This is a genomic window from Streptomyces sp. KL2 (assembly GCF_046529545.1).
In the GTDB taxonomy this organism is placed as follows: Bacteria; Actinomycetota; Actinomycetes; order Streptomycetales; family Streptomycetaceae; genus Streptomyces; species Streptomyces radiopugnans.
This window is the reverse complement of record NZ_CP127170.1, coordinates 3,051,050-3,070,317: the sequence shown is the minus strand read 5'-3', so window position 1 is coordinate 3,070,317 and position 19,268 is coordinate 3,051,050. Positions and strand designations below refer to the sequence as shown.

Genomic DNA, 19,268 nt, shown 5'->3' with positions numbered 1-19,268 from the left:
TGCTGTCACTCCCCCACTGTGGCACCGGCAACCGACATCGCAATGTGCGGTGGGCCACTTGCCGGAGCCGTCCGCGGGAACCCTAGTCGGCGCCCGCGGGGCCGTCAGCCGGATGAGGAAGCGGTCACTCGATGGAATGGCTTTGGGTAAAGCTGGGTGCGGAAATCCGCTCGCCGGGGTGTCCGGCCGGGGTGCCGGTTCAGGCCTCCCCGGCGGTCGCGGCCCCCCTTTCCGCCGCGGCCTCCCTTTCCGCCGCGGCCTCTTCGGCGGCCGCCGCGGCCGCGATGTCGCCGCGGTGGTGCGAACCGGCCAGCCGGATGCGGGACACCGCGCGGTAGGCGTGCTCGCGCGCCTCGGCGAGACCGGCCCCGGTGGCCGTGACGGACAGGACCCGTCCGCCCGCGCTGACCACGCGCCCCTCCTCGTCCAGCCGGGTGCCGGCGTGGAGGACGTACGCGGCGGGGGCGTCCTTCTCCGCGACCTCCTCCAGGCCCTCGATCACATCCCCCGTGCGGGGGGAGGCGGGGTAGCCCTCGGAGGCGACGACGACGGTGACGGCCGCGTCGTCGCTCCAGCGCAGCGGGGGGAACTCCGCCAGGGTCCCGGTGGCCGCCGCGTACAGCAGACCGGACAGCGGGGTCTTCAGACGGGCCAGGACGACCTGGGTCTCCGGGTCGCCGAAGCGCGCGTTGAACTCCACCACGCGCACCCCGCGCGAGGTGATGGCCAGGCCCGCGTAGAGCAGTCCGGAGAAGGGGGTGCCGCGGCGGCGCATCTCGTCCACGGTGGGCTGCAGGACGGTGGCCAGCACCTCGTCGGCCAGCTTGGGGTCGGCCCAGGGCAGCGGCGAGTAGGCGCCCATGCCGCCGGTGTTGGGGCCCTCGTCGCCGTCGTGGGCGCGCTTGAAGTCCTGGGCGGGCCGCAGCGGTACGACGCACTCGCCGTCGGTCACGGCGAACAGGGAGACCTCGGGGCCGTCCAGGTACTCCTCGATCACCACCTGCTCGCAGCCGCGGGCGTGGGCGCGGGCGGCCTCCAGGTCGGGGGTGACGACGACGCCCTTGCCCGCCGCCAGCCCGTCGTCCTTGACGACGTACGGGGGCCCGAAGGCGTCCAGCGCGCGGTCGATCTCCTCGTCGGTGGTGCACACGTAGGAGCGGGCCGTGGGGACCCCGGCGGCGGCCATGACCTCCTTGGCGAACGCCTTGGAGCCCTCCAGCCGGGCGGCCTCGGCCGACGGGCCGAAGACCGCGATGCCGCGTCCGCGCACGGCGTCGGCCACCCCGGCCACCAGCGGGGCCTCCGGCCCCACCACGACGAGGTCGGCCTCCAGGCCGGCGGCCAGTGCGGCCACGGCCGGGCCGTCGAGCGCGTCGACGGAGTGCAGGGTCGCCACCTGGGCGATTCCGGCGTTGCCGGGCGCGCAGTGCAGCGAGGTGACGTCGGGATCGAGGGACAGGGAGCGGCACAGGGCGTGTTCGCGGGCGCCGCCGCCGATGACGAGGACCTTCACGCCCTGCACCCTATCCGCCCCCTTCGCGGCCCCGGCGGGTCCGCCCGAGGGGCGGACGGCGCAGGCCCGCCGGGACCCCGCCGGGGCCTTCCGGGAGGCTGCCGGGGCCCGCCGTGGCCGGTGGGACGTCGTGCGTGATCAGGGGCGCGAGACGGCAGCCGAAACACGCTTCTCACTCCATCGGGTGAGGAAAGCGGGGCTTGTATACCCAATCGGGATGCACGTATGGGCGGAAATACCGCGAAGGCCGAGAGGCCTCCCACTTTTGGGGGTAGGAAGGGGCACCGAGCGGTCCGAGGGAGGTCCGTCCGCGAGTGGATCCGAGCGAGGGCTTTGTTGGGAGTGGCGGGTGAGTCAGCCGGAGATGCGCCCCGGAACGGGCGGCGGCACGGGCGGCGGCACGGGGCGGGGCGAGCACGGGGACCTGCTCGGGCGGCCGTTCCCGCTGGGGGACTGGGGCGAGCCCGCCGAGCGTCTGGACGAGCTGTACCGGTGGGTGGAGAGCGGGGCGCTGCACGTCATGGAGTGGTACCTGGCGGACCGGGTGCGCAGGCGCCGGTGGGCCAGGGCGCTGCGGGCGGGGACCGCCGCGGGGCTGGCGGCCGGGGGCGTCCTGCCGCTGCTGGAACTGGCCGGCGGGATGCGGGGCGCGGCCCTGTGGGCCTTCCCGGCGCTGCTGCTGGCGGCCGTGTGCGCGGGATGCGACCGCTGGTTCGGTCTGACCTCGGGCTGGATGCGCAGCGTCGCCACGGCGCAGGCGGTCCAGCGGCGGCTGGAGATACTGCAGTACGACTGGGCCTCGGAGAGCGTGCGGGAGGTGCTCGGGCCCACCGAGGGCACGGCGAGCGAGGCCGCCGAGCGGTGCCTGGGGGTGCTGCGGCGCTTCTCGGAGGACGTGACCGAGCTGGTGCGGGCTGAGACCGCCGCCTGGATGGTGGAGTTCCGCTCCGGTCCGGCGCCGCTGCACACCCAGTCGCTGACCTCCTCAGCCTGGAGCACGCGCACCGCGCAGGCCGCCGCCGCGCAGCCGTCCCGCTTCTCGCTGCCGCCGGGCGTCCGGCCCAGCATGCCCCGGCAGCGGCCCCCGGAGGGGCCGCGCTGACGGCGGCCGCCGACCGCCGCTGAACCGCCGCCGGCCGCCGCCGAGCCGCTAACCGAAGAGGATCATGGACCCCTGCGCCAGGCTCCGGGTGGCCGCGGCGTGCAGTCCCAGCCAGACGTGGCGCTCCCGCGCGAACGGCCCGCCGTCGTACACCGGCACGGCCGCCGGTTCCTCCAGCTCCGTGGGGCGGGCCGGAGGTTCCGGCGCGGGCGGCGGGTTGGCGGGGTCGATGCCCAGGTACGGGGCGACCGCCTCCAGTTCGCGCAGCAGCCCGTGACTGGAGCCCAGCGGGCCGCCCCCGGCGAGGAGTTCGTCGTCGGAGAGCGGGTGGGCGAAGTCGAGGGGCACGTACGCGCCGGCGTGGTCGTAGTGCCACACCAGGTGCGACTGCTGGGCCGTCGGGGCGAACATCTCCAGCAGCTGCTCGTACTCGCCGCCGAGCGCGTCGACCGGGGTGACCTCCAGGCCGCAGAGCTGGAGGAGATGGGCGCGGCGCAGGAAGTGCAGCGCGTCGTAGTCGAAGCCGGCGACCGGCGCCACGTCGCCCGACAGCCCCGGCATGTAGCCGTGTACGGGGACCGGCGGCAGTCCGGCGGCGCTCAGCGCCCTGTCGTACGACGCGAGTTCCTCGGCGAAGGGGTTGTCGGGGCTGTGGCACAGCACGTCGACGAGCGGCACCAGCCAGAGGTCACAGGCCAACGGGTGCTCCAATGCGGCAGGCGGTGGTTGACGGGGTGGGGAGACGGAGGCGGCGGGAGACGGGGGCGGGCGGTACGGAGTCCGGGCGCAACAGCGTAGTCGTTCAGTCCAGCCTCTCGGCGAGAGCGAGGGCGCACTCGTCGCAGGCCGCGACCAGGCGCCCGGCCGCCGCGTCGTCCCCGCGCCCGACCGCGTCGGCCAGCTCGCGGTAACCGGTCCACAGCAGTTTCCGCAGACCGGGCCGCTCGCGCAGGTGCGGCACGGCGAAGACCCAGCACTGCACGCGCAGCCGGTCCAGGAACTCGGTTATGTAGGGGTTGCCCATCAGGTCGCCCAGTTCCCGCCAGAAGCGCAGGTCGTAGCCGATGAGCACGTCCAGGTCCCCGGTGAGCGCGGCCCGCTCGGCGGCCTCGGCGCGGCGGCGCACCGAGGCCAGCCGCTCGTCACCGGGGGTGGGCGGGGCCGGTCCCGCGGATCTGCGGAAGACCCCCTCGGCGACCAGGGCGCGCGCCTGGACCATGGCCCGGTAGTCGGCGGGCGTGAAGACGTGGACGCGGAATCCCCGGTGCTGCTCCACGTCCAGCAGGCCCTGCGCGGACAGGTCGACGAGCGCCTCGCGCACCGGGGTGGCGGAGACGCCGTACTGCTCGGCTATCTCCTTGACCGTGAAGCCCCGGCCGGCCGGAAGACGCCCGGCGAGCACCTCGTCGCGCAGCGCGTCCGCGATCTGCGCGCGCAGCGTGCTGCGCTGGATCACGGGCGCCTCCTCACGGCTTCGAACGTCCGGGTGCCGGCGCCGTCTCTCATCGGCACCCCTCTTCTCCAGGGGTCAGCCTAGCGCCCATTCTTTGACAGCATTCTGTCGAAGTGACAGTATGTTGTCATAAGAGACCGGGCGATCAGCTCCGAGGAGGAGCCATGGAACGCAAGACCGTGCACGTCGCCGTCTACGACACCTTCGCCGACTGGGAGATCCCCTACGCCACCACCGCCCTGACCGGCGCCGGACACCGTGTGGTGTACGTCGGCGAGAGCGGCGAGCCCGTGATCAGCATGGGCGGCATGCAGGTGTCGCCCGGCCTGTCCGTCGCCGACCTGCGGCCCGGCGACAGCGCGCTGCTGATCCTGCCGGGGGCGGACGCCTGGGAGAAGGTGCTCCCGCCCTTCGCCGCGGCGGCCCGCGCCTTCCTGGACGCCGGGGTGCCCGTCGCGGCCATCTGCGGAGCCGTGACCGGGCTGGCGAAGGAGGGGCTGCTCGACGACCGCCCCCACACCGGCGCCGCCGCCGAGGTGCTGGCCGCCACCGGCTACCGGGGCGGCGGCCACTACCGCGAGGCCGACGCCTGCACCGGCGGGGACCTGATCACCGCCGGCCCCACCGAACCGGTGGCGTTCGCCCGCGAGATCCTGGCCCGGCTGGAGGCGTACCCGCCCGAGGTGCTGGACGCCTGGTTCCGGCTGTTCCGGCACTCCGACGCGAGCGCCTACGAGGTGCTGGCGGCCCACGAGGGCGCGAGCGGGGCGGCGTGAGCGCCCCCGAGCTGCTGTCGGGCACGGCGCTGGCCGTCTTCCGGCTGAACGGGCAGTTCCTGTCCGCCGCCGAGCGGCTGGCCCGGCCCGCCGGGCTGACCGCCGCCTGGTGGCAGGTGCTAGGCGCGGTGCTGCGCGAGCCGCTGCCGGTGGCCGGCATAGCCCGGGTCATGGGCGTCACCCGGCAGAGCGTGCAGCGCGTGGCGGACCTGCTGGTCGAGCGGGGTCTGGCGGTGTACGAGCCCAATCCCGCGCACCGCCGCGCCAAGCTGCTCGCCCCCACCGAGGAGGGCCGTGCGGCGGTGGACCGGATCACCCCGGGCCACGCGGAGTTCGCCGCGCGGCTGGGCGAGGCGCTGGGTGGCGAGGAGGCCCTCGCCGAGGTGCGCGACGCGCTGGAGCGGCTGTCGAAGGCGCTGGACGGCCTGGAGGCGCCGGGCGGTGCGGACGCCGCGGGCCCGGCAGGGGTGTGAGCACGCGGGGCCGCGCACCGGCCCGCGCACCGGCCCACGCAGCGGCCCACGCACCGGGGGCCGCGCCGTACGCGACGGCGCGGCCCCCGGTGGGTGCGGCCGGCGGGAGGGACCCCGGCCGGAGCTCCCGCTCAGAGGAACGAGTTGATCTGGATCGTCTCGTCCCGGCCCGGGCCGACGCCGATGGCGGAGATCGGCGCGCCCGACATCTCCTCCAGCGCCTTCACGTAGGCCTGCGCGTTCTTCGGCAGGTCGGAGAACTCCTTGGCCCCCGAGATGTCCTCGGACCAGCCCGGCAGCATCTCGTAGACCGGCTTGGCGTGGTGGAAGTCGGTCTGGCTGTAGGGCAGTTCCTCGACCCGCCGGCCGTCGATCTCGTAGGCGACGCAGACCGGGATGCGCTCCCAGCCGGTGAGCACGTCCAGCTTGGTGAGGAAGAAGTCGGTGAGCCCGTTGACGCGGGTGGCGTACCGGGCGATCACCGCGTCGAACCAGCCGCAGCGCCGGTCGCGGCCGGTGGTGACGCCGCGCTCGCCGCCGATGGTGCGGAGCTTGTCGCCGTCCTCGTCGAACAGCTCGGTCGGGAACGGCCCGGCGCCCACGCGCGTGGTGTACGCCTTGAGGATGCCGATGACCCGGTTGATCCGCGTCGGGCCCACCCCCGCGCCGGTGCAGGCGCCGCCGGCGGTCGGGTTGGAGGAGGTCACGAAGGGGTACGTGCCATGGTCCACGTCCAGCAGCGTGCCCTGGCCGCCCTCGAAGAGGACGACCTTGCCCTCGTCGAGCGCGTCGTTGAGCAGCAGCGTGGTGTCGCAGACGTAGCCGCGCAGCGCGTCCGTGTAGCCGAGCAGCTCCTCGACCACCTGCTCCACGGCGATGGCGCGGCGGTTGTAGAGCTTGGCGAGGATCTGGTTCTTCTGGTCGAGGGCCGCCTCGACCTTCTGCGTCAGGATCGACTCGTCGAAGAGGTCCTGGACGCGGATGCCCACCCGGTTGATCTTGTCGGCGTACGTCGGGCCGATGCCGCGGCCGGTGGTGCCGATCTTGCGCTTGCCCAGGAAGCGCTCGGTCACCTTGTCCATCGTGGTGTGGTACGGCGTGATCAGGTGCGCGTTGCCGCTGATCAGCAGCTTGGACGTGTCCACGCCGCGCTCGGCGAGCCCGCTCAGCTCGGAGAGCAGGACCGCCGGGTCCACCACGACGCCGTTTCCGATCACCGGGACGCAGCCCGGGGAGAGGATGCCGGAGGGGAGGAGGTGGAGCGCGTACTTCTGGTCGCCGACGACGACCGTGTGGCCGGCGTTGTTGCCGCCCTGGTAGCGCACCACGTAGTCCACCGAGCCACCGAGCAGATCGGTGGCCTTCCCCTTGCCTTCATCACCCCACTGAGCGCCGAGCAGCACGAGTGCGGGCACAGGCGTACACCCCTTCCGGCCGGGGCATGTCCAACGTGCGTGTCGGCGGTGAACCGACCGCGCTGACAAGAACCGTCGGACCGGTGCCCCGAATCGACGAAACCCCTGACCGCAACAGCGACAGGGGCTCTTGCACCGAGAGATTACCGGACTCCTCCGACGGGAGGCGAACGCGACGACCCCCGGCAGCACCCCCGCCGATCCCGCCGTCCGTACCCACCACAGCCAACTCCCGTCCGCGGCCGCCGAATCCGGCCGCCCCCGGCGGCCCCAGGCGGCCGGGCAACCGAAGGAAGGACCGAGGTGCCGGTTCCGCATCCGCTGCTCGTGCTCGTCGACCCCGTGGCCCGCCGTACGGACGGGGAGTCCGTACGGATCGCCAGGGACGTGCTGACCGCGGGCTCCCCCGCGGTGAAGGTGTGCCTGCCGGACGGCCCCGAGGAGGCCGCGCGGGCGCTGGCCCGCCGGGGCCGCCGGCGCCCGGTGGTGATAGGCGACGACCGGGCGCTGCTGCGGGCGGTGCGGCTGCTGCACCTGGAGCGCGATCTGGCGCACTGCGCCCTGTCGGTGGTGCCGGTGGGACGGCCGGGTTCGGTGGCGCTGGCCGGGACGCTGGGGGTGCCGCTGGATGCGGTGCACGCGGCGCGGACGGTGCTGGAGGGGCGGGAGAGACGCTTCGACCTGCTGATAGACGACAGCGGCGGAGTGGTCCTGGGGGGCCTGCGCATCCCGCCGCTGCACGAGGAGAGGGAGCGGCGCGACGGCGGCCCGGGCGGCCAGGCGCGCGGACCGCTGGGCCGCTGCCGCTCCCTGGTGCGCACCCTGGCCCGGCCCGCGCCCGGCCCCGGGGCGGCGCGGCTGCGCGTCGAGGCCGACGGGGTGCTGCTGACCGACCTCGACAGCCCGGTGGAACAGGTCTCGCTCACACCGGGCGACGGCCTGGTGGACGTGGTCGTGCGGCGGCTGTCGCAGGACGGACCGGTGCGGGCGCGGGCCCGTACGGTCACGGTCTCGGGGCCGCACTTCCGCTACCGCGCCGACGCGGTGGTCTCCGGACCCGTCCTCACCCGCACCTGGACGGCGCACCCCTCGGCGCTGCGCCTGACCGTGCCGCCGGCCGCCCCTCCCGCCGTACCGCCCCAGCGGGCCTCCCCGGTGTGAGCCCGCCCGGGCGGGCTCGGAGCGGGGAGCGGCGAGTACGCGTCAGGACGCCGGGGCGTCGCCGCCGCGCGCGGTGGGGTCGCCGCCGCGCGCGGCCTCGCGGTGGGCGTGCCAGCGGTCCAGCATCGTGGCCAGCTCCCGCCGCATGAAGTCGAAGAACTCCGCCGTCTCGGCTATGCGGCGGCCCGCCGGGGTGTCGGGGCCCACGGCCTTGAGGCCCTGATCGAAGGTGGCGCCCCAGCGTCCGAGCAGCGCGTCGCGGTCGGTAAACGCCTCGTGCCAGACGTCCGCGTGCACCCGGTAGCGCTCCCGGCGCGAGCCCGGCTCCCGTTCGCGGGTGACCAGGTGGACCTGGGAGAGGTAGCGGATGGCGCCGGAGACGGCGGCCGGACTGATCCGCAGGCGCTCGGAGAGCTCGGCGGAACCGAGGATGCCGGAGTCCTCGGTCAGCAGGCAGGCGAAGACCCGCGAGGCCATGCGCTGCATGCCCGCCTCGGTCAGCTCGGCGGCGAAACGCTCGACGAACTCGGCGACCTCGGGGCTGTAGGACCGCGCACGCGGGCCGTCGGCCGGGTCGTTCGACTCGTTCGGCTGTTCACTCACCACCACGGACCCCATCTTTCCAGGTCATGAGCGCCTGGGCCATCCTGGCCATTTCCTATGTTCACAAATTTCTGAAATTAGAGTACCTTCACAACCATGACCAAGGCAACCACAGCCATCTCGGTCTCCGGTCTCGTGAAGACCTTCGGCCGTACCCGTGCGCTCGACGGACTCGACCTGCACGTCGAGACCGGCGAGGTCCACGGCTTCCTGGGGCCCAACGGCTCGGGGAAGTCCACCACCATCCGCGTTCTGCTGGGCCTGCTGCGCGCCGACTCCGGCACCGCCCGGCTGCTGGACGGCGATCCCTGGCGGGACGCCGTGGAACTCCACCGCCGCGTCGCCTACGTGCCCGGCGACGTGACCCTGTGGCGCAACCTCTCCGGGGGCGAGGTCATCGACCTCTACGGGCGGCTGCGCGGCGGGCTCGACGCCCGGCGCCGCGACGAGCTGCTGGAGCGCTTCGAACTCGACCCCACCAAGAAGGGCCGCACCTACTCCAAGGGCAACCGGCAGAAGGTCGCCCTCGTCGCCGCCTTCGCCTCCGACGTGGAGCTGCTGATCCTGGACGAGCCCACCTCCGGGCTCGACCCGCTGATGGAGGGGGTCTTCCGGGACTGCGTCGCCGAGGAGCGCGACCGGGGGCGGACGGTGCTGCTGTCCAGCCACATCCTCAGCGAGGTCGAGGCACTGTGCGACCGGGTCAGCATCATCCGCCGGGGCGTCACCGTCGAGAGCGGATCGCTCGCCGACCTGCGGCACCTGACCCGCACATCCGTCAGCGCGGAGCTGGCGGGCGAGCCGAACGGGCTGTCCGGTCTGCCCGGCGTCCACGACCTGTCCGTCCGGGGCCACCGGGTGCGGCTCCAGGTGGACACCGACAAGCTGGACGGTGTGCTGCGGCGGCTCGCGGAGTCCGGTGTGCGGAGCCTGACCAGCACCCCGCCCACCCTGGAGGAGCTCTTCCTGCGGCACTACCAGGAAGGCGGGGAAGGCGGGGAAGGCGGGGCCGCCGGTGCCGGCGGGACGGGCGGGGACCGCCGCGACGCCGCGGGCGCGACGTCCGGCGGCGAGGAGGTCGTGGCGTCATGACCGCCGTCGCCCAGCCGGCCGCGGCCGCCCGCCGCGACGGCTCCCGCCGCGATCTGGCCGGCACCGGCGCACTGCTGCGGCTCGCGCTGCGCCGCGACCGCGTGCTGATCCCGGTGTGGGTCCTGCTGCTGGCCGTACTCGCCGTGCAGAACGCCGCGGCGATCGAGCAGTTCTACCCCACCGCCGCCGAACGCGCCGAGCTGGTCGTGTCGATGAACGCCAACAGCTCGATGCGCGCGGTGTACGGCCCGGCCTTCAGCAGCTCCGTCGGCGGTCTGGCCGTCTGGGAGATGCTCACCATCGGCAGCGTGCTCATCGCCATCATGAACATGGTCATCGTGGTGCGGCACACCCGCGAGGAGGAGGAGACAGGCCGCCAGGAGCTGATCTCCGCCGCGATGGTCGGCCGCCGCGCGCCGCTCACCTCCGCCCTGCTGGCCGCGGTGATCGCGAACGCGGCGGTCGCCGCCCTCGTCACCCTCGGCCTGACCGGCACCGGGCTGCCCGCCGGCGGATCGCTGGCCACCGGACTCGCCCTGGGCGGCACCGGCCTGGTCTTCGCCGCGGTCGCCGCCCTGGCCGCGCAGCTCACCGAGAGCGCACGGCTCGCCAAGGGACTGACCGGCGCCGTACTGGGCGCCGCCTTCGTCCTGCGGGCCGCCGGGGACTCCGGCACCACCGACGGCTCCTCCCCGCTGGCCTGGGCCTCCCCGCTGGCCTGGGCGCGCAACGTGCGGCCGTTCGCCGACGAACGGCCCTGGGTCCTGCTGCTGTTGCCGGCCCTGGCCGCGGCGGTGACGGCCGCCGCGTACGAGCTGGCCGGGCGGCGCGACATCGGCGCGAGCTTCCTGGCCACCCGGCCCGGACCGGCGACGGGCCGGATCAACGGCCCCTACGGGCTGGCCTGGCGGCTCCAGCGCGGTTCGCTGCTGGGCTGGGGCACCGGGCTGGTGCTCGCGGGCCTGGTCTTCGGCGCCATGGCCGAGGGTGCGGGCGACCTGCTCGGCGACAACGAGCAGAGCCGCGAGATCATCGAGCGGATGGGCGGCGCCTCGGGCCTCACCGACGCCTTCCTCGCCGCGATGGCCGGGCTGTTCGGCATGATCACCGCGATCTACGCGGTGAGCGCGGTCCTGCGGATGCGCGGCGAGGAGACCTCCGAGCGTGCCGAGCCGATCCTGGCCGGCGCGGTGCCCCGGCTGCGCTGGGCGGCAGGCCATCTGCTCTTCGCCTTCGCGGGATCGGCCGTCCTGCTCACCGCCTGCGGTCTGGCCATGGGGGCGGGCTACGGGCTGACCGCAGGAGAGCCGGGGGCGGTGTGGCGGGTGACCGGCGCGGTCCTCGCGCAGGCGCCGGCGGTGTGGGCGCTCACCGCGGTGGCGGTGCTGCTCCTGGGCGCCGTGCCGGAGGCGGCCGCGGCGGCGTGGGCGCTGGTCGGCGGCGCGCTCGTCATCGGCTGGCTCGGCCCGGCGCTCGACCTGCCCCGGGCGGTCATGAACCTCACGCCGTTCACGCACCTGCCCAAGCTGCCGGGCGGCGACCCGGCCGCGGCGCCGTACCTGTGGATGCTGCTGGCCGCGGCGGGGCTGACGGCGGCGGGGCTCGCCGCGTTCCGCCGGCGCGACATCGGCTGAGGCACCGGGCGGGCCCCGCCGGCTGTGCGGTCCGTCCGTCGCGGCCGCCCCGCCGCACCTGCCCCGTACGGCCCGTTCCGCCGTACGGGGCAGCCGTGTCATCCCCCCGCACCACCCGGGGATGCGGGGCGGCGGGGACACTGCTCGCATGGGGGCGACGCGCACCCGAACGCAGCGGAGGTCGCCGCCATGCAGTCTCCCCGCCCCCACGCCCCCGCCCGCACCCGGTGCCGCCGCGCCCGCCGCGCCCGCCGCACGCTGGCCGCCGGTACGGCCGCCGCCGCCCTGGCGCTGACCGCCGCCCCCGTCGCCACCGTCGTCGCCGTGTCCGCCGCGGAGGACGGGGGCGGTGGCGGCGGTGGCGGGCAGGACGCCGGCCAGGGACTCACCCTCACCCCCGCCCGCGCGGGCGGGGACGGAGGCGGGGCCCTCGGCGTACGCGCCGTGTGCGAGGCGGGCGGCGCGGGCGGCGTCGTCTCCTCACCCGCCTTCGAGCGGACCGTCGCGCTCGAACGCGCCGACGACCGTCCCGCCCGGGAGAGACACGCCACCGCCCCCCTGCGGGAGGGGCTGGCCGTCGGCGGGAGCTACCCCGTGGTCGCGGTCTGCGGCACCGGGGAGCTGCTGTCCGCCTCCTTCGTGCACACCGGTGTCGCCGCGGAATCCGGCGCCGGATCGTCCCCGGCGGCGGCCTTCGGCGGGGCGGCCGCCCTGGCGGGGCTGGCGGCCGGCGCGGTGCTCCTGCGCCACCGCGCCGGGGCCCTGTCCGCGGTACGCCGACTGCGCCGGATCGGCGGCGGGCGGGTCGGCGGCAGCCGGATCGGCGGCGGGCGGGTCAGCGGCCGGCCTTGATCCGGTCGTCCTGTAGGGCGGTCAGCCGCAGGACGACCAGGATCGCCAGCACTGCGGAGGGCAAGGTCAGGAAGTCGGTGACGACCGTGAGGGCCGCGTCGCCCTGCGCCTGCCCGACGGTCTCGGCCTCGTACCACGGCTCGTAGTTGAGGAGCCCGGCGACCATGCCGGCCAGCCACATCGTCCACCAGCCGTTGAGCAGGCCGCGGTTGCTGCTGCGGCGGGGGCCGTACCAGGTGGTCCGGGTCGAGGTGGGGTCGCTGTGGTCGCAGATGTCGTTGATGATCTGCTTGGGCATGAAGAACCAGACCACCGGCACCAGCCAGGAGCCGATCGCCCACCCCTGGTGGTAGCGGATCTGCCCGGGGGCGAACACCTCGGCGTTCGCCCGGACCCGCCAGAACCACACCAGCCACAGCACGATCACCGGCAACTGGAACAGGCCGGAGAGGACCGCCATCACCTCGGTGGTGCTCCGCAGGGAGTCGTGGTCGACGGCCGCGTACGCCAGGGAGGCCCCCTCGTGGAGGCCGTCCAGCTCCCCGTAGACCCGGAGGTCGAGCACGAGCTGCACCAGCGTGCACAGCAGCAGCGCGCTCAGCCCGGCACTCAGCGCGAGGGACAGCGTGCGCGCCGACCGCGCGGTGCCGGGGCGCCCGGCGCCGCCGGGCGCGGGGTAGGGGGCGGTGACCGGGGGCGGGGGCGTGGAGTGCCACGACTGGGACGCCTGCGGCGCGTACGGCGTGCCGGCCGGCCCCGACCGGTACGCGGGCTGGGGCGGCACGGTCGGCGGAACGGGAGCTGTGTATCCAGGGGCGGCCCCCGGTACGGCACCCGGGTGGGGCGCGGGCGTCGTACCCGGTGCGGCGGGCGGCACGGCCGGCGCCGGACGCGCCGTGGCCGCGGGCGGCGCGAGGGCACTCGCCGCCGCGTCCGGGTCCTCGCTGTCCAGCAGCCGCACCGCGTGGCGGCCGAGTTGCGCCAGCACCTCGCCCGGCAGCCAGGTCCCGCCGGAGGGCGTGTGCGCAGCGACGCGGGCGGCGAGGCCGTCGAGCGCGGGCCGGCCGGCCGGGTCCTTGACCAGGCAGTCCGCCACCAGTTCGCGCAGCGGCCCGGAGAGCCCGGTCAGGTCGGGCTCCTCCTCCGCGATGCGGAACAGCAGCGCGTGGAAGCCGCTGTCGGCCGTGCCGAACGGCATCCGCCCGGTCGCCGCGTAGGCGAGCACCGCACCGAGGCAGAACACGTCGCCGGCCGGGGTGACCCGCTCACCGCGCACCTGCTCGGGCGACATGAAGCCCGGCGAGCCGATGACGGCGCCGGTCTGGGTCAGCCCGCTCCCGGTCACCGAGTCCAGGGCGCGGGCGATGCCGAAGTCGATCACCTTCGGCCCGTCGATGGTGACCAGCACGTTCGACGGCTTCAGGTCGCGGTGCACCAGCCCCGCGCCGTGGATCGCGCGCAGTGCCTCGATCAGCCCGGCGGCCAGCGCGTACACCGAGTGCTCGGGCAGCGGTCCGTAGTCCTCGTCGACCACCGCCTGCAGCGACGGGCCGGCTATGTAGCCGGTGGCCACCCAGGGGATCTCGGCGTCGGTGTCGGCGTCCAGCACCGGAGCCGTCCACTGGCCGCCGACCCGCCGTGCGGCGTTGACCTCCTTGGCGAAGCGCTCCCGGAAGGACGGCTGGCGGGCCAGCTCCTCCTGGACGACCTTCACCGCGACCGTACGGCCGCGTTCGGAACGTGCCAGGTAGACCCGGCCCATCCCGCCCGCGCCCAGTCTCCCCAGCAACCTGTACGCGCCGATCCAGCGCGGGTCACCGTCCCCCAGTGGTTCCATCGCGCGCGGCTCCTCCCCGTTCACCTCGTCCGTCGAGAATAGAGGTGCGGACGCACGGTGATGACGACGGCAACCGATCCGTGACCGGTTCCCTGCCCCGGTTCCGCGAGCCCGGCCCCGGGGCTCGGCCTCCGGGGCTCAGCTTCCGGGAGTGACGAGCCCCGACTCGTAGGCGAAGACGGCCGCCTGGGTGCGGTCGCGCAGCCCCAGCTTGACCAGCACCCGGCTGACGTGCGTCTTCACGGTGGACTCGGCGACGACGAGGCGGTCGGCGATCTCGCCGTTGGACAGGCCCCGGGCGACGAGCGCGAGCACCTGCGTCTCGCGCTCGGTCAGATCCCCGATGCGCTCCCTGAGCGGGGCGCGCGGGCCGGCGGCGGCCGAGAGCCGGGAGAACTCCGCGATCAGCCGCCGGGTGACCGTCGGCGCGAGCAGCGCCTCACCGGCCGCCACCGTCCTCACCCCGTCGGCCAGTTGGCGGGCGGAGGCGTCCTTGAGCAGGAAGCCGCTCGCGCCCGCGCGCAGCGCCTGGTAGACGTACTCGTCCAGGTCGTAGGTGGTCAGGATCAGCACCCTGGCGGCCGAGCCGGACGCGCAGATCTCACGGGTGGCCTCCAGCCCGTTGACCACGGGCATGCGGATGTCCATCAGCACGACGTCCGGGTCCAGCCCGGCGACCGCCTCCACGGCCTCGCGCCCGTCGACCGCCTCGCCGACGACCTCCATGTCCGGCTGGGCGTTCAGCAGGACGGAGAAGCCCTCGCGGACCATCATCTGGTCGTCGGTGACCACCACCCGGATCACGGCGCGTCCTTCCGGAGCGCGGCGTCCGGTGCCGTGTTCCGCCCGGCGTCCGGTGCCGTGTCCCGCGCGGCGTCCGGCTCCACCGGCAGGAACGCCTCCACCGCGAAGCCGCCGTCCTCGGTCTCCTCGGCCGTCAGCTCGCCCCCGAGCATCGCCGTGCGCTCCCGCATCCCCAGGACCCCGTGCCCGGCGCCCCGGCCCGCCCCCACCCGGCCCTCCACCGGCTCCGCGGGCGGCCCGTTGACGATCCGCAGCCCGAGCCCGACCGGCACGTAGCCCAGTTCCACCCGGGCACTCGCACCGGGCGCGTGGCGCAGTGCGTTGCTGAGCGCCTCCTGCACGATGCGGTACGCGGACAGCTCCACGCCCTGCGGCAGCGGGCGCGGCCTCCCGGTGGTCACCGACTCCACCTCTAGCCCGGCGCGGCGCACGTTCTCCAGCAGGCCGCCGAGGTCGGCGAGGGTGGGCTGCGGCGCCTCGGGGCCCCAGTCGCCCAGACCGCCGTCCAGGCCGCCGGGCAGATCCGCTCGGACGACGCCCAGGACGCGGCGCAGCTCGGTCAGGGCCGTCACCGCGTTCTGCCGGATGGTGGCCAGCGCCGCCACCAGCTCCTCGGGCGGGTCCTGGACGCGGTAGGGGGCCGCCTCGGCCTGGATGGCGACCACCGACATGTGGTGGGCCACCACGTCGTGCAGCTCGCGGGCGATGGTGGTGCGCTCCTCCAGCAGGGTGCGACGGGACCGCTCCTCCTCCACCACCGCGACCTGCTCGACGACCTGCCGCCGCGAGTCGCGCCAGCCGCGCACGGCCAGCAGCAGGGTGAGGACGATCCCGGAGACCACCACCATGGCGAAGGCGACCGCCGCGCCCCGGTAGGGGTCCGTCGCGGCGGCGAGCCCGCCGGCCAGGGCGGTCAGCAGCCACATGTGGACCGACACCCGGGGGCGGGTGCGGGCGGCGACGACGAGCAGCACCACCAGATGCGCCACGAAGGAGACACCCGTCCAGGGCCAGGCGGTCCAGGCGCCGGGGGCGACGACCGCCGTGAAGAACATGCCGCCGAGCGACAGCCAGAAGGCCCCGATCGGCCGGAAGAGCAGCACGATCAGCGGCACGCCCAGGAACAGCGCCCGGACGAGGCCGCCGCCGCCGTCATAGGGCTGGGAGTTGACGGACTCGATGAACATCAGCAGCAGCGCCAGGCCCACCAGGGCCAGGTGCGGCAGCCGGCGGGCCGGGCCGCGCGCGGCGGCGGGCAGCCTGCGCAGCAGCCGGTGGTCCTCCGGCAGCGGGGGCAGCGGCCGGAAGGCGAAGGCTCCGGTCAGCAGGTCCGCGCGCAGGTCGTGCAGGGCGTCGCGGGCCATCCGCAGCTCGGTGGGCTGCCGGGAGCCGCCGGCCGCGGCCGTCTTCGCCCCGGCGGGTTTCGTCATATCGGTCACGGTGACGACCCTAGGGACCGCGGGCGTCCCGGTCGTCCGCCCGCGGTCGCATCCTTCGGGGTCCGTCTCAGGTACTACACGCTCAGGTACCGCGCGCCCGCCCGGCGTACCGCGTCAGCTCCCGCGCCAGCAGCCCGAAGGCCGCCGTGCCCGGAGTGACGGGCGCGTAGTGGCCGGTGCCGGGCAGCTCGGCCAGCCGGGCGCCGGGCCGGGCGGCGGCGTAGCGGCGGGACAGCTCGACGGGTACGTCCGCGTCCTCGGCGCCGTGCAGCAGCACCACGGGCACCGCCCGCGGGTCCGGCGGCGGCAGCCGCATCGGGTCGGCTCCGGGCAGCCGGGCCGCCAGGTGTTCCCCACCGCCCAGCAGATCGGCCACCGCACCGCCGCTCAGGCCCAGTTCATGGGCGCGGGCGAGGTCGGCGACCGGGGCGGCGGCGACCACCGGGCACCGCACCGGACCGCGGGAGGCCGCCCACAGTGCCAGGTGGCCGCCCGCCGAGTGCCCGGCCAGCACCCGCACCTCCCCTGCCGCGCGCAGGTGTTCCAGGGCGGCGCCGACGTCCTCGAAGGTGCCCGGCCAGCCGCCGCCCCCGCCGACGCGCCGGTACTCCACCAGCGCCACCCGCAGCCCGTACCCGCCGGCCAGCGCGGCGGCGAGCGGGGACAGATGGACCCGGTCGTACGCCTCCCGCCAGAAGCCGCCGTGCAGGACGGCCACCAGGGGCCCGCCGGGCGGGCCGTACAGGTCGATCACCTGCGAGGGGTGGGGGCCGTAGCGCTCGGTGGCGGACGGCGCCACCGGGGCCAGGCCCAGCAGCGCCGCCTCCTCCGCCTCGCCCGCGGACGCCGTCTCAGGCATCGCGCTCCGCCAGCACCTCGCCGAGGACACGGGCCGCCAGCTCGGCGTCGGCGAAGGACGTGTACAGCGGGGTGAAGCCGAAGCGCAGCACGTCCGGGCGGCGGAAGTCGCCCACCACGCCGCGCGCGACCAGCTCCGCCATGACCTCCCCGGCGTCCGCGCAGCGCAGCGCGATCTGGCTGCCGCGCCGGGCGTGCTCGGCCGGGGTCACGGACTCCACGCGCCCCGCGGGCACGTAGCTCTCCACGCAGCGCAGGAAGAAGTCCGTCAGGGCCAGGCTCTTGGCGCGTACGGCCGCCATGTCCACCCCGTCCCAGACCTTCAGCGCCTCCTCCAGCGCCAGCATGGACAGGATGTCCGGCGTGCCGACCCGGCCGCGCGGCGCGCCGTCGGCGGGCTCGTACTCGTGGCTCATGCCGAACGGGTCGGCGTGCGAGTTCCAGCCGGGCAGCGGGGAGTCGAAGCGCGGCTGGAGGCCGCGGCGGACGTAGAGGTACGCCGGGGCGCCGGGACCGCCGTTGAGGTACTTGTACGTGCAGCCGACCGCCAGGTCCACGCCGTGCTCGTCCAGCCCCACCGGGAGGGCTCCCGCGCTGTGGCACAGGTCCCACACCGTGTACGCGCCCGCCTCGTGGGCGGCGGCGGTGATGGCGGGCAGGTCGTGGAGCTCGCCGGTGCGGTAGTCGACGTGGTTGACCAGCACGGCGGCGGTGCGCGGGCCCACCGAACCGGGGATGCCCCCGGCCGGGATCGCGCGGACGGCGGCGCCGGTCAGCCGGGCCGCGGAGGCGGCGATGTAGCCGTCGGTGGGGAAGGTGGTGGCGTCCACCAGCAGGTCGGTACGGGCCGGGTTGTCCTCGCGGGCCATCCGGATCGCGGCGACCACCGCCTTGAGGACGTTGACGCTGGTGGAGTCGCCCGCCACGATCTGGCCGGGCGCGGCGCCGACGATCGGGGCGATCAGATCGCCGACCCGCTCGGGCGCGGTCCACCAGCCGGACTCGGTCCAGGAGCGGATCCGCAGCCGCCCCCACTCGCGCTCCACCACGTCCGCGACGCGGGCGGGCACGGAACGGGGCAGCGCGCCCAGGGAGTTGCCGTCGAGGTAGACGACGCGCTCGCCCTTCTCGTCCTCCAGGACGAAGGACTCGCGCCGGCCGGCCAGGCCGTCGGCGGCGTCGAGCTTCGCCGCCTCCTCGCGCAGGGCCGTGCTCGCGGAGGGGTGGGCGGAGGCGTTCCGGGAGGCGTTCCCGGGGGTGTTCTCGGTTGCGTCAGACATAGCTGCGGGCCGTCCAGAGCTCGGGGAAGACGTTCTTGCGGGCGCGCTTCTCCAGCCAGGCCACGCCCGCGGAGCCGCCGGTGCCCTGCTTGGAGCCCATCGCGCGGCGGGTGGCCACCAGATGGTCGTTGCGCCAGCGCCAGACCTGCTCGGCCACCTCGGTCAGCGCCTCCCCCAGACGCAGCAGCTCACTGCCGGGATCGCCGGAGTAGATCCGCGCCCAGACCTGCTCGACTCGCGGGTGGGGCTCGTACCGCTGCGAGACGTCCCGGCCGGTGACCTCCTCGGGGATGTCCTCACCGCGGCGGGCGAGGTAGCGCAGCACCTCGTCGTACAGGCTCGGCTCGTGCAGCGCCTTCTCCAGCTCGTCGTGGACGCGCGGCGCGCCGCGGTGCGGGACGAGCATGGACGCGGACTTCTCCCCGAGCATGAACTCCATGCGCCGGTACATCGCGGACTGGAAGCCGGACCCCTCGCCGAGGGCCCCGCGGTATGCGTTGAACTGCGCCGGGGTGAGATGGGCCAGGGGCTCCCAGGAGGCGTTGAGCGAGAGCATCTCGTACACCGAGCGCTTGAGCGCCTCCAGCGCGGTGCGCGGGTCGTCCGCGCGCAGCGCCCGGGAGGCGACCGTCCACTCGTGGACGATGACGGTGAACCACAGCTCCATCACCTGTGTGGTCACCAGGAAGGACATCTCTCCGGGATCGTCGGAGAGGGGGTGCTGGAGGTGGGTGAGGACGTCCGCCTTGACGTAGTCCTCGTAGGGCGTGGTGCCCGCGAAGTCGAGGTTCGGGTTCTCCGAACCGCTGTCGGCTTCGGTACCGGCCCCGGTACCGGGCTGTGCTCCGGTCGGCTGTGACGTCCCCGACGGCTCTGACGACTGTGACGGCATGGCTGTTCTCTGTTCTCCTCGCGCGCTCGCCCGGGGTCGCCGGGCCTTCTCCGCAGATCATCGGTTCAGGACCCGGCGACGGCA

Annotated in this window: 18 protein-coding genes; 7 read left to right on the top strand and 11 right to left on the bottom strand. The window is 74.9% G+C overall.

What is annotated here, in order from left to right:
• Positions 1-199: 199 nt before the first annotated feature.
• Positions 200-1,513, bottom strand: a complete 1,314-nt coding sequence (gene purD / locus QPK52_RS13895) for a phosphoribosylamine--glycine ligase (protein WP_410537806.1) — start codon at positions 1,511-1,513, stop codon at positions 200-202.
• A gap of 349 nt (positions 1,514-1,862) precedes the next feature.
• Here purD and QPK52_RS13890 point away from each other — a divergent pair, with 349 nt between their 5' ends.
• On the top strand, positions 1,863-2,615 hold the full coding sequence (locus QPK52_RS13890; protein ID WP_410537805.1) for an SLATT domain-containing protein: 753 nt from the start codon (positions 1,863-1,865) through the stop codon (positions 2,613-2,615).
• A 48-nt stretch (positions 2,616-2,663) separates the two neighbouring features.
• On the opposite strand, the gene QPK52_RS13885 is transcribed toward QPK52_RS13890, so the two are convergent.
• Together QPK52_RS13885 and QPK52_RS13880 are read right to left on the bottom strand one after the other, a co-directional pair.
• Positions 2,664-3,314 carry a hypothetical protein gene (locus QPK52_RS13885; RefSeq protein ID WP_093663081.1) on the bottom strand — a complete coding sequence of 217 codons (651 nt, stop codon included), beginning with the start codon at positions 3,312-3,314 and terminating at the stop codon, positions 2,664-2,666.
• A gap of 103 nt (positions 3,315-3,417) precedes the next feature.
• The gene (locus QPK52_RS13880; protein WP_410537804.1) at positions 3,418-4,071 is read right to left on the bottom strand and encodes a GntR family transcriptional regulator; all 654 of its coding nucleotides are present in this window, start codon (positions 4,069-4,071) and stop codon (positions 3,418-3,420) included.
• Between the two features lie 161 nt (positions 4,072-4,232).
• Here QPK52_RS13880 and QPK52_RS13875 point away from each other — a divergent pair, with 161 nt between their 5' ends.
• Together QPK52_RS13875 and QPK52_RS13870 are read left to right on the top strand one after the other, a co-directional pair.
• Positions 4,233-4,844, top strand: coding sequence for a DJ-1/PfpI family protein (locus QPK52_RS13875; protein ID WP_410537803.1), 612 nt, complete (start codon positions 4,233-4,235; stop codon positions 4,842-4,844).
• On the top strand, positions 4,841-5,317 hold the full coding sequence (locus QPK52_RS13870; RefSeq protein ID WP_410537802.1) for a MarR family winged helix-turn-helix transcriptional regulator: 477 nt from the start codon (positions 4,841-4,843) through the stop codon (positions 5,315-5,317). The genes QPK52_RS13875 and QPK52_RS13870 overlap by 4 nt, the downstream gene beginning before the upstream one ends.
• A gap of 131 nt (positions 5,318-5,448) precedes the next feature.
• On the opposite strand, the gene QPK52_RS13865 is transcribed toward QPK52_RS13870, so the two are convergent.
• Positions 5,449-6,732: an adenylosuccinate synthase gene (locus tag QPK52_RS13865; RefSeq protein ID WP_093663077.1), complete on the bottom strand. Its 1,284-nt coding sequence runs from the start codon at positions 6,730-6,732 to the stop codon at positions 5,449-5,451.
• Between the two features lie 303 nt (positions 6,733-7,035).
• Here QPK52_RS13865 and QPK52_RS13860 point away from each other — a divergent pair, with 303 nt between their 5' ends.
• Positions 7,036-7,893, top strand: coding sequence for a diacylglycerol kinase (locus QPK52_RS13860; protein WP_410537801.1), 858 nt, complete (start codon positions 7,036-7,038; stop codon positions 7,891-7,893).
• Between the two features lie 42 nt (positions 7,894-7,935).
• Here QPK52_RS13860 and QPK52_RS13855 read toward each other — a convergent pair whose 3' ends face one another.
• A complete protein-coding gene (locus QPK52_RS13855; protein ID WP_410537800.1) occupies positions 7,936-8,496 on the bottom strand; it encodes a GbsR/MarR family transcriptional regulator in 561 nt (186 codons plus the stop codon).
• A 96-nt stretch (positions 8,497-8,592) separates the two neighbouring features.
• On the opposite strand from QPK52_RS13855, the gene QPK52_RS13850 reads away from it, so the two are divergent.
• The 3 genes from QPK52_RS13850 (at position 8,593) to QPK52_RS13840 (ending at position 12,074) form a co-directional block, all read left to right on the top strand.
• Positions 8,593-9,588: an ATP-binding cassette domain-containing protein gene (locus tag QPK52_RS13850; RefSeq protein ID WP_410537799.1), complete on the top strand. Its 996-nt coding sequence runs from the start codon at positions 8,593-8,595 to the stop codon at positions 9,586-9,588.
• A complete protein-coding gene (locus QPK52_RS13845) occupies positions 9,585-11,222 on the top strand; it encodes an ABC transporter permease (RefSeq protein WP_410537798.1) in 1,638 nt (545 codons plus the stop codon). The genes QPK52_RS13850 and QPK52_RS13845 overlap by 4 nt, the downstream gene beginning before the upstream one ends.
• Before the next feature lie 189 nt (positions 11,223-11,411).
• Positions 11,412-12,074, top strand: coding sequence for a hypothetical protein (locus tag QPK52_RS13840; protein WP_410537797.1), 663 nt, complete (start codon positions 11,412-11,414; stop codon positions 12,072-12,074).
• On the opposite strand, the gene QPK52_RS13835 is transcribed toward QPK52_RS13840, so the two are convergent.
• The 6 genes from QPK52_RS13835 to QPK52_RS13810 form a co-directional block, all read right to left on the bottom strand.
• On the bottom strand, positions 12,058-13,911 hold the full coding sequence (locus QPK52_RS13835; protein ID WP_410537795.1) for a protein kinase domain-containing protein: 1,854 nt from the start codon (positions 13,909-13,911) through the stop codon (positions 12,058-12,060). The two genes, QPK52_RS13840 and QPK52_RS13835, sit on opposite strands and share 17 nt — an antisense overlap.
• Before the next feature lie 138 nt (positions 13,912-14,049).
• The gene (locus QPK52_RS13830; protein ID WP_410537794.1) at positions 14,050-14,715 is read right to left on the bottom strand and encodes a response regulator; all 666 of its coding nucleotides are present in this window, start codon (positions 14,713-14,715) and stop codon (positions 14,050-14,052) included.
• Positions 14,712-16,145, bottom strand: a complete 1,434-nt coding sequence (locus QPK52_RS13825) for a sensor histidine kinase (RefSeq protein WP_410540326.1) — start codon at positions 16,143-16,145, stop codon at positions 14,712-14,714. Before QPK52_RS13825 ends, QPK52_RS13830 begins: the two co-directional genes overlap by 4 nt.
• Positions 16,146-16,236: 91 nt before the next feature.
• The gene (locus tag QPK52_RS13820) at positions 16,237-17,013 is read right to left on the bottom strand and encodes an alpha/beta hydrolase family protein (RefSeq protein WP_410537793.1); all 777 of its coding nucleotides are present in this window, start codon (positions 17,011-17,013) and stop codon (positions 16,237-16,239) included.
• Positions 17,006-18,292 (bottom strand): kynureninase, encoded by a 1,287-nt coding sequence (gene kynU, locus QPK52_RS13815; RefSeq protein ID WP_410537792.1) that lies wholly within the window; start codon positions 18,290-18,292, stop codon positions 17,006-17,008. The genes QPK52_RS13820 and kynU overlap by 8 nt, the downstream gene beginning before the upstream one ends.
• Positions 18,285-19,184: a tryptophan 2,3-dioxygenase family protein gene (locus QPK52_RS13810; RefSeq protein WP_410537791.1), complete on the bottom strand. Its 900-nt coding sequence runs from the start codon at positions 19,182-19,184 to the stop codon at positions 18,285-18,287. The genes kynU and QPK52_RS13810 overlap by 8 nt, the downstream gene beginning before the upstream one ends.
• Between the last annotated feature and the right edge of the window lie 84 nt (positions 19,185-19,268).

Coding starts and splice junctions, on each gene's coding strand:
- QPK52_RS13875 (WP_410537803.1), top strand. CDS start 4,233: ATGGAACGCAAGACCGTGCACGTCGCCGTCTACGACACCTTCGCCGAC.
- QPK52_RS13850 (WP_410537799.1), top strand. CDS start 8,593: ATGACCAAGGCAACCACAGCCATCTCGGTCTCCGGTCTCGTGAAGACC.
- QPK52_RS13845 (WP_410537798.1), top strand. CDS start 9,585: ATGACCGCCGTCGCCCAGCCGGCCGCGGCCGCCCGCCGCGACGGCTCC.
- QPK52_RS13840 (WP_410537797.1), top strand. CDS start 11,412: ATGCAGTCTCCCCGCCCCCACGCCCCCGCCCGCACCCGGTGCCGCCGC.
- QPK52_RS13835 (WP_410537795.1), bottom strand. CDS start 13,911: ATGGAACCACTGGGGGACGGTGACCCGCGCTGGATCGGCGCGTACAGG.
- QPK52_RS13825 (WP_410540326.1), bottom strand. CDS start 16,145: ATGACGAAACCCGCCGGGGCGAAGACGGCCGCGGCCGGCGGCTCCCGG.
- QPK52_RS13820 (WP_410537793.1), bottom strand. CDS start 17,013: ATGCCTGAGACGGCGTCCGCGGGCGAGGCGGAGGAGGCGGCGCTGCTG.
- kynU (WP_410537792.1), bottom strand. CDS start 18,292: ATGTCTGACGCAACCGAGAACACCCCCGGGAACGCCTCCCGGAACGCC.
- QPK52_RS13810 (WP_410537791.1), bottom strand. CDS start 19,184: ATGCCGTCACAGTCGTCAGAGCCGTCGGGGACGTCACAGCCGACCGGA.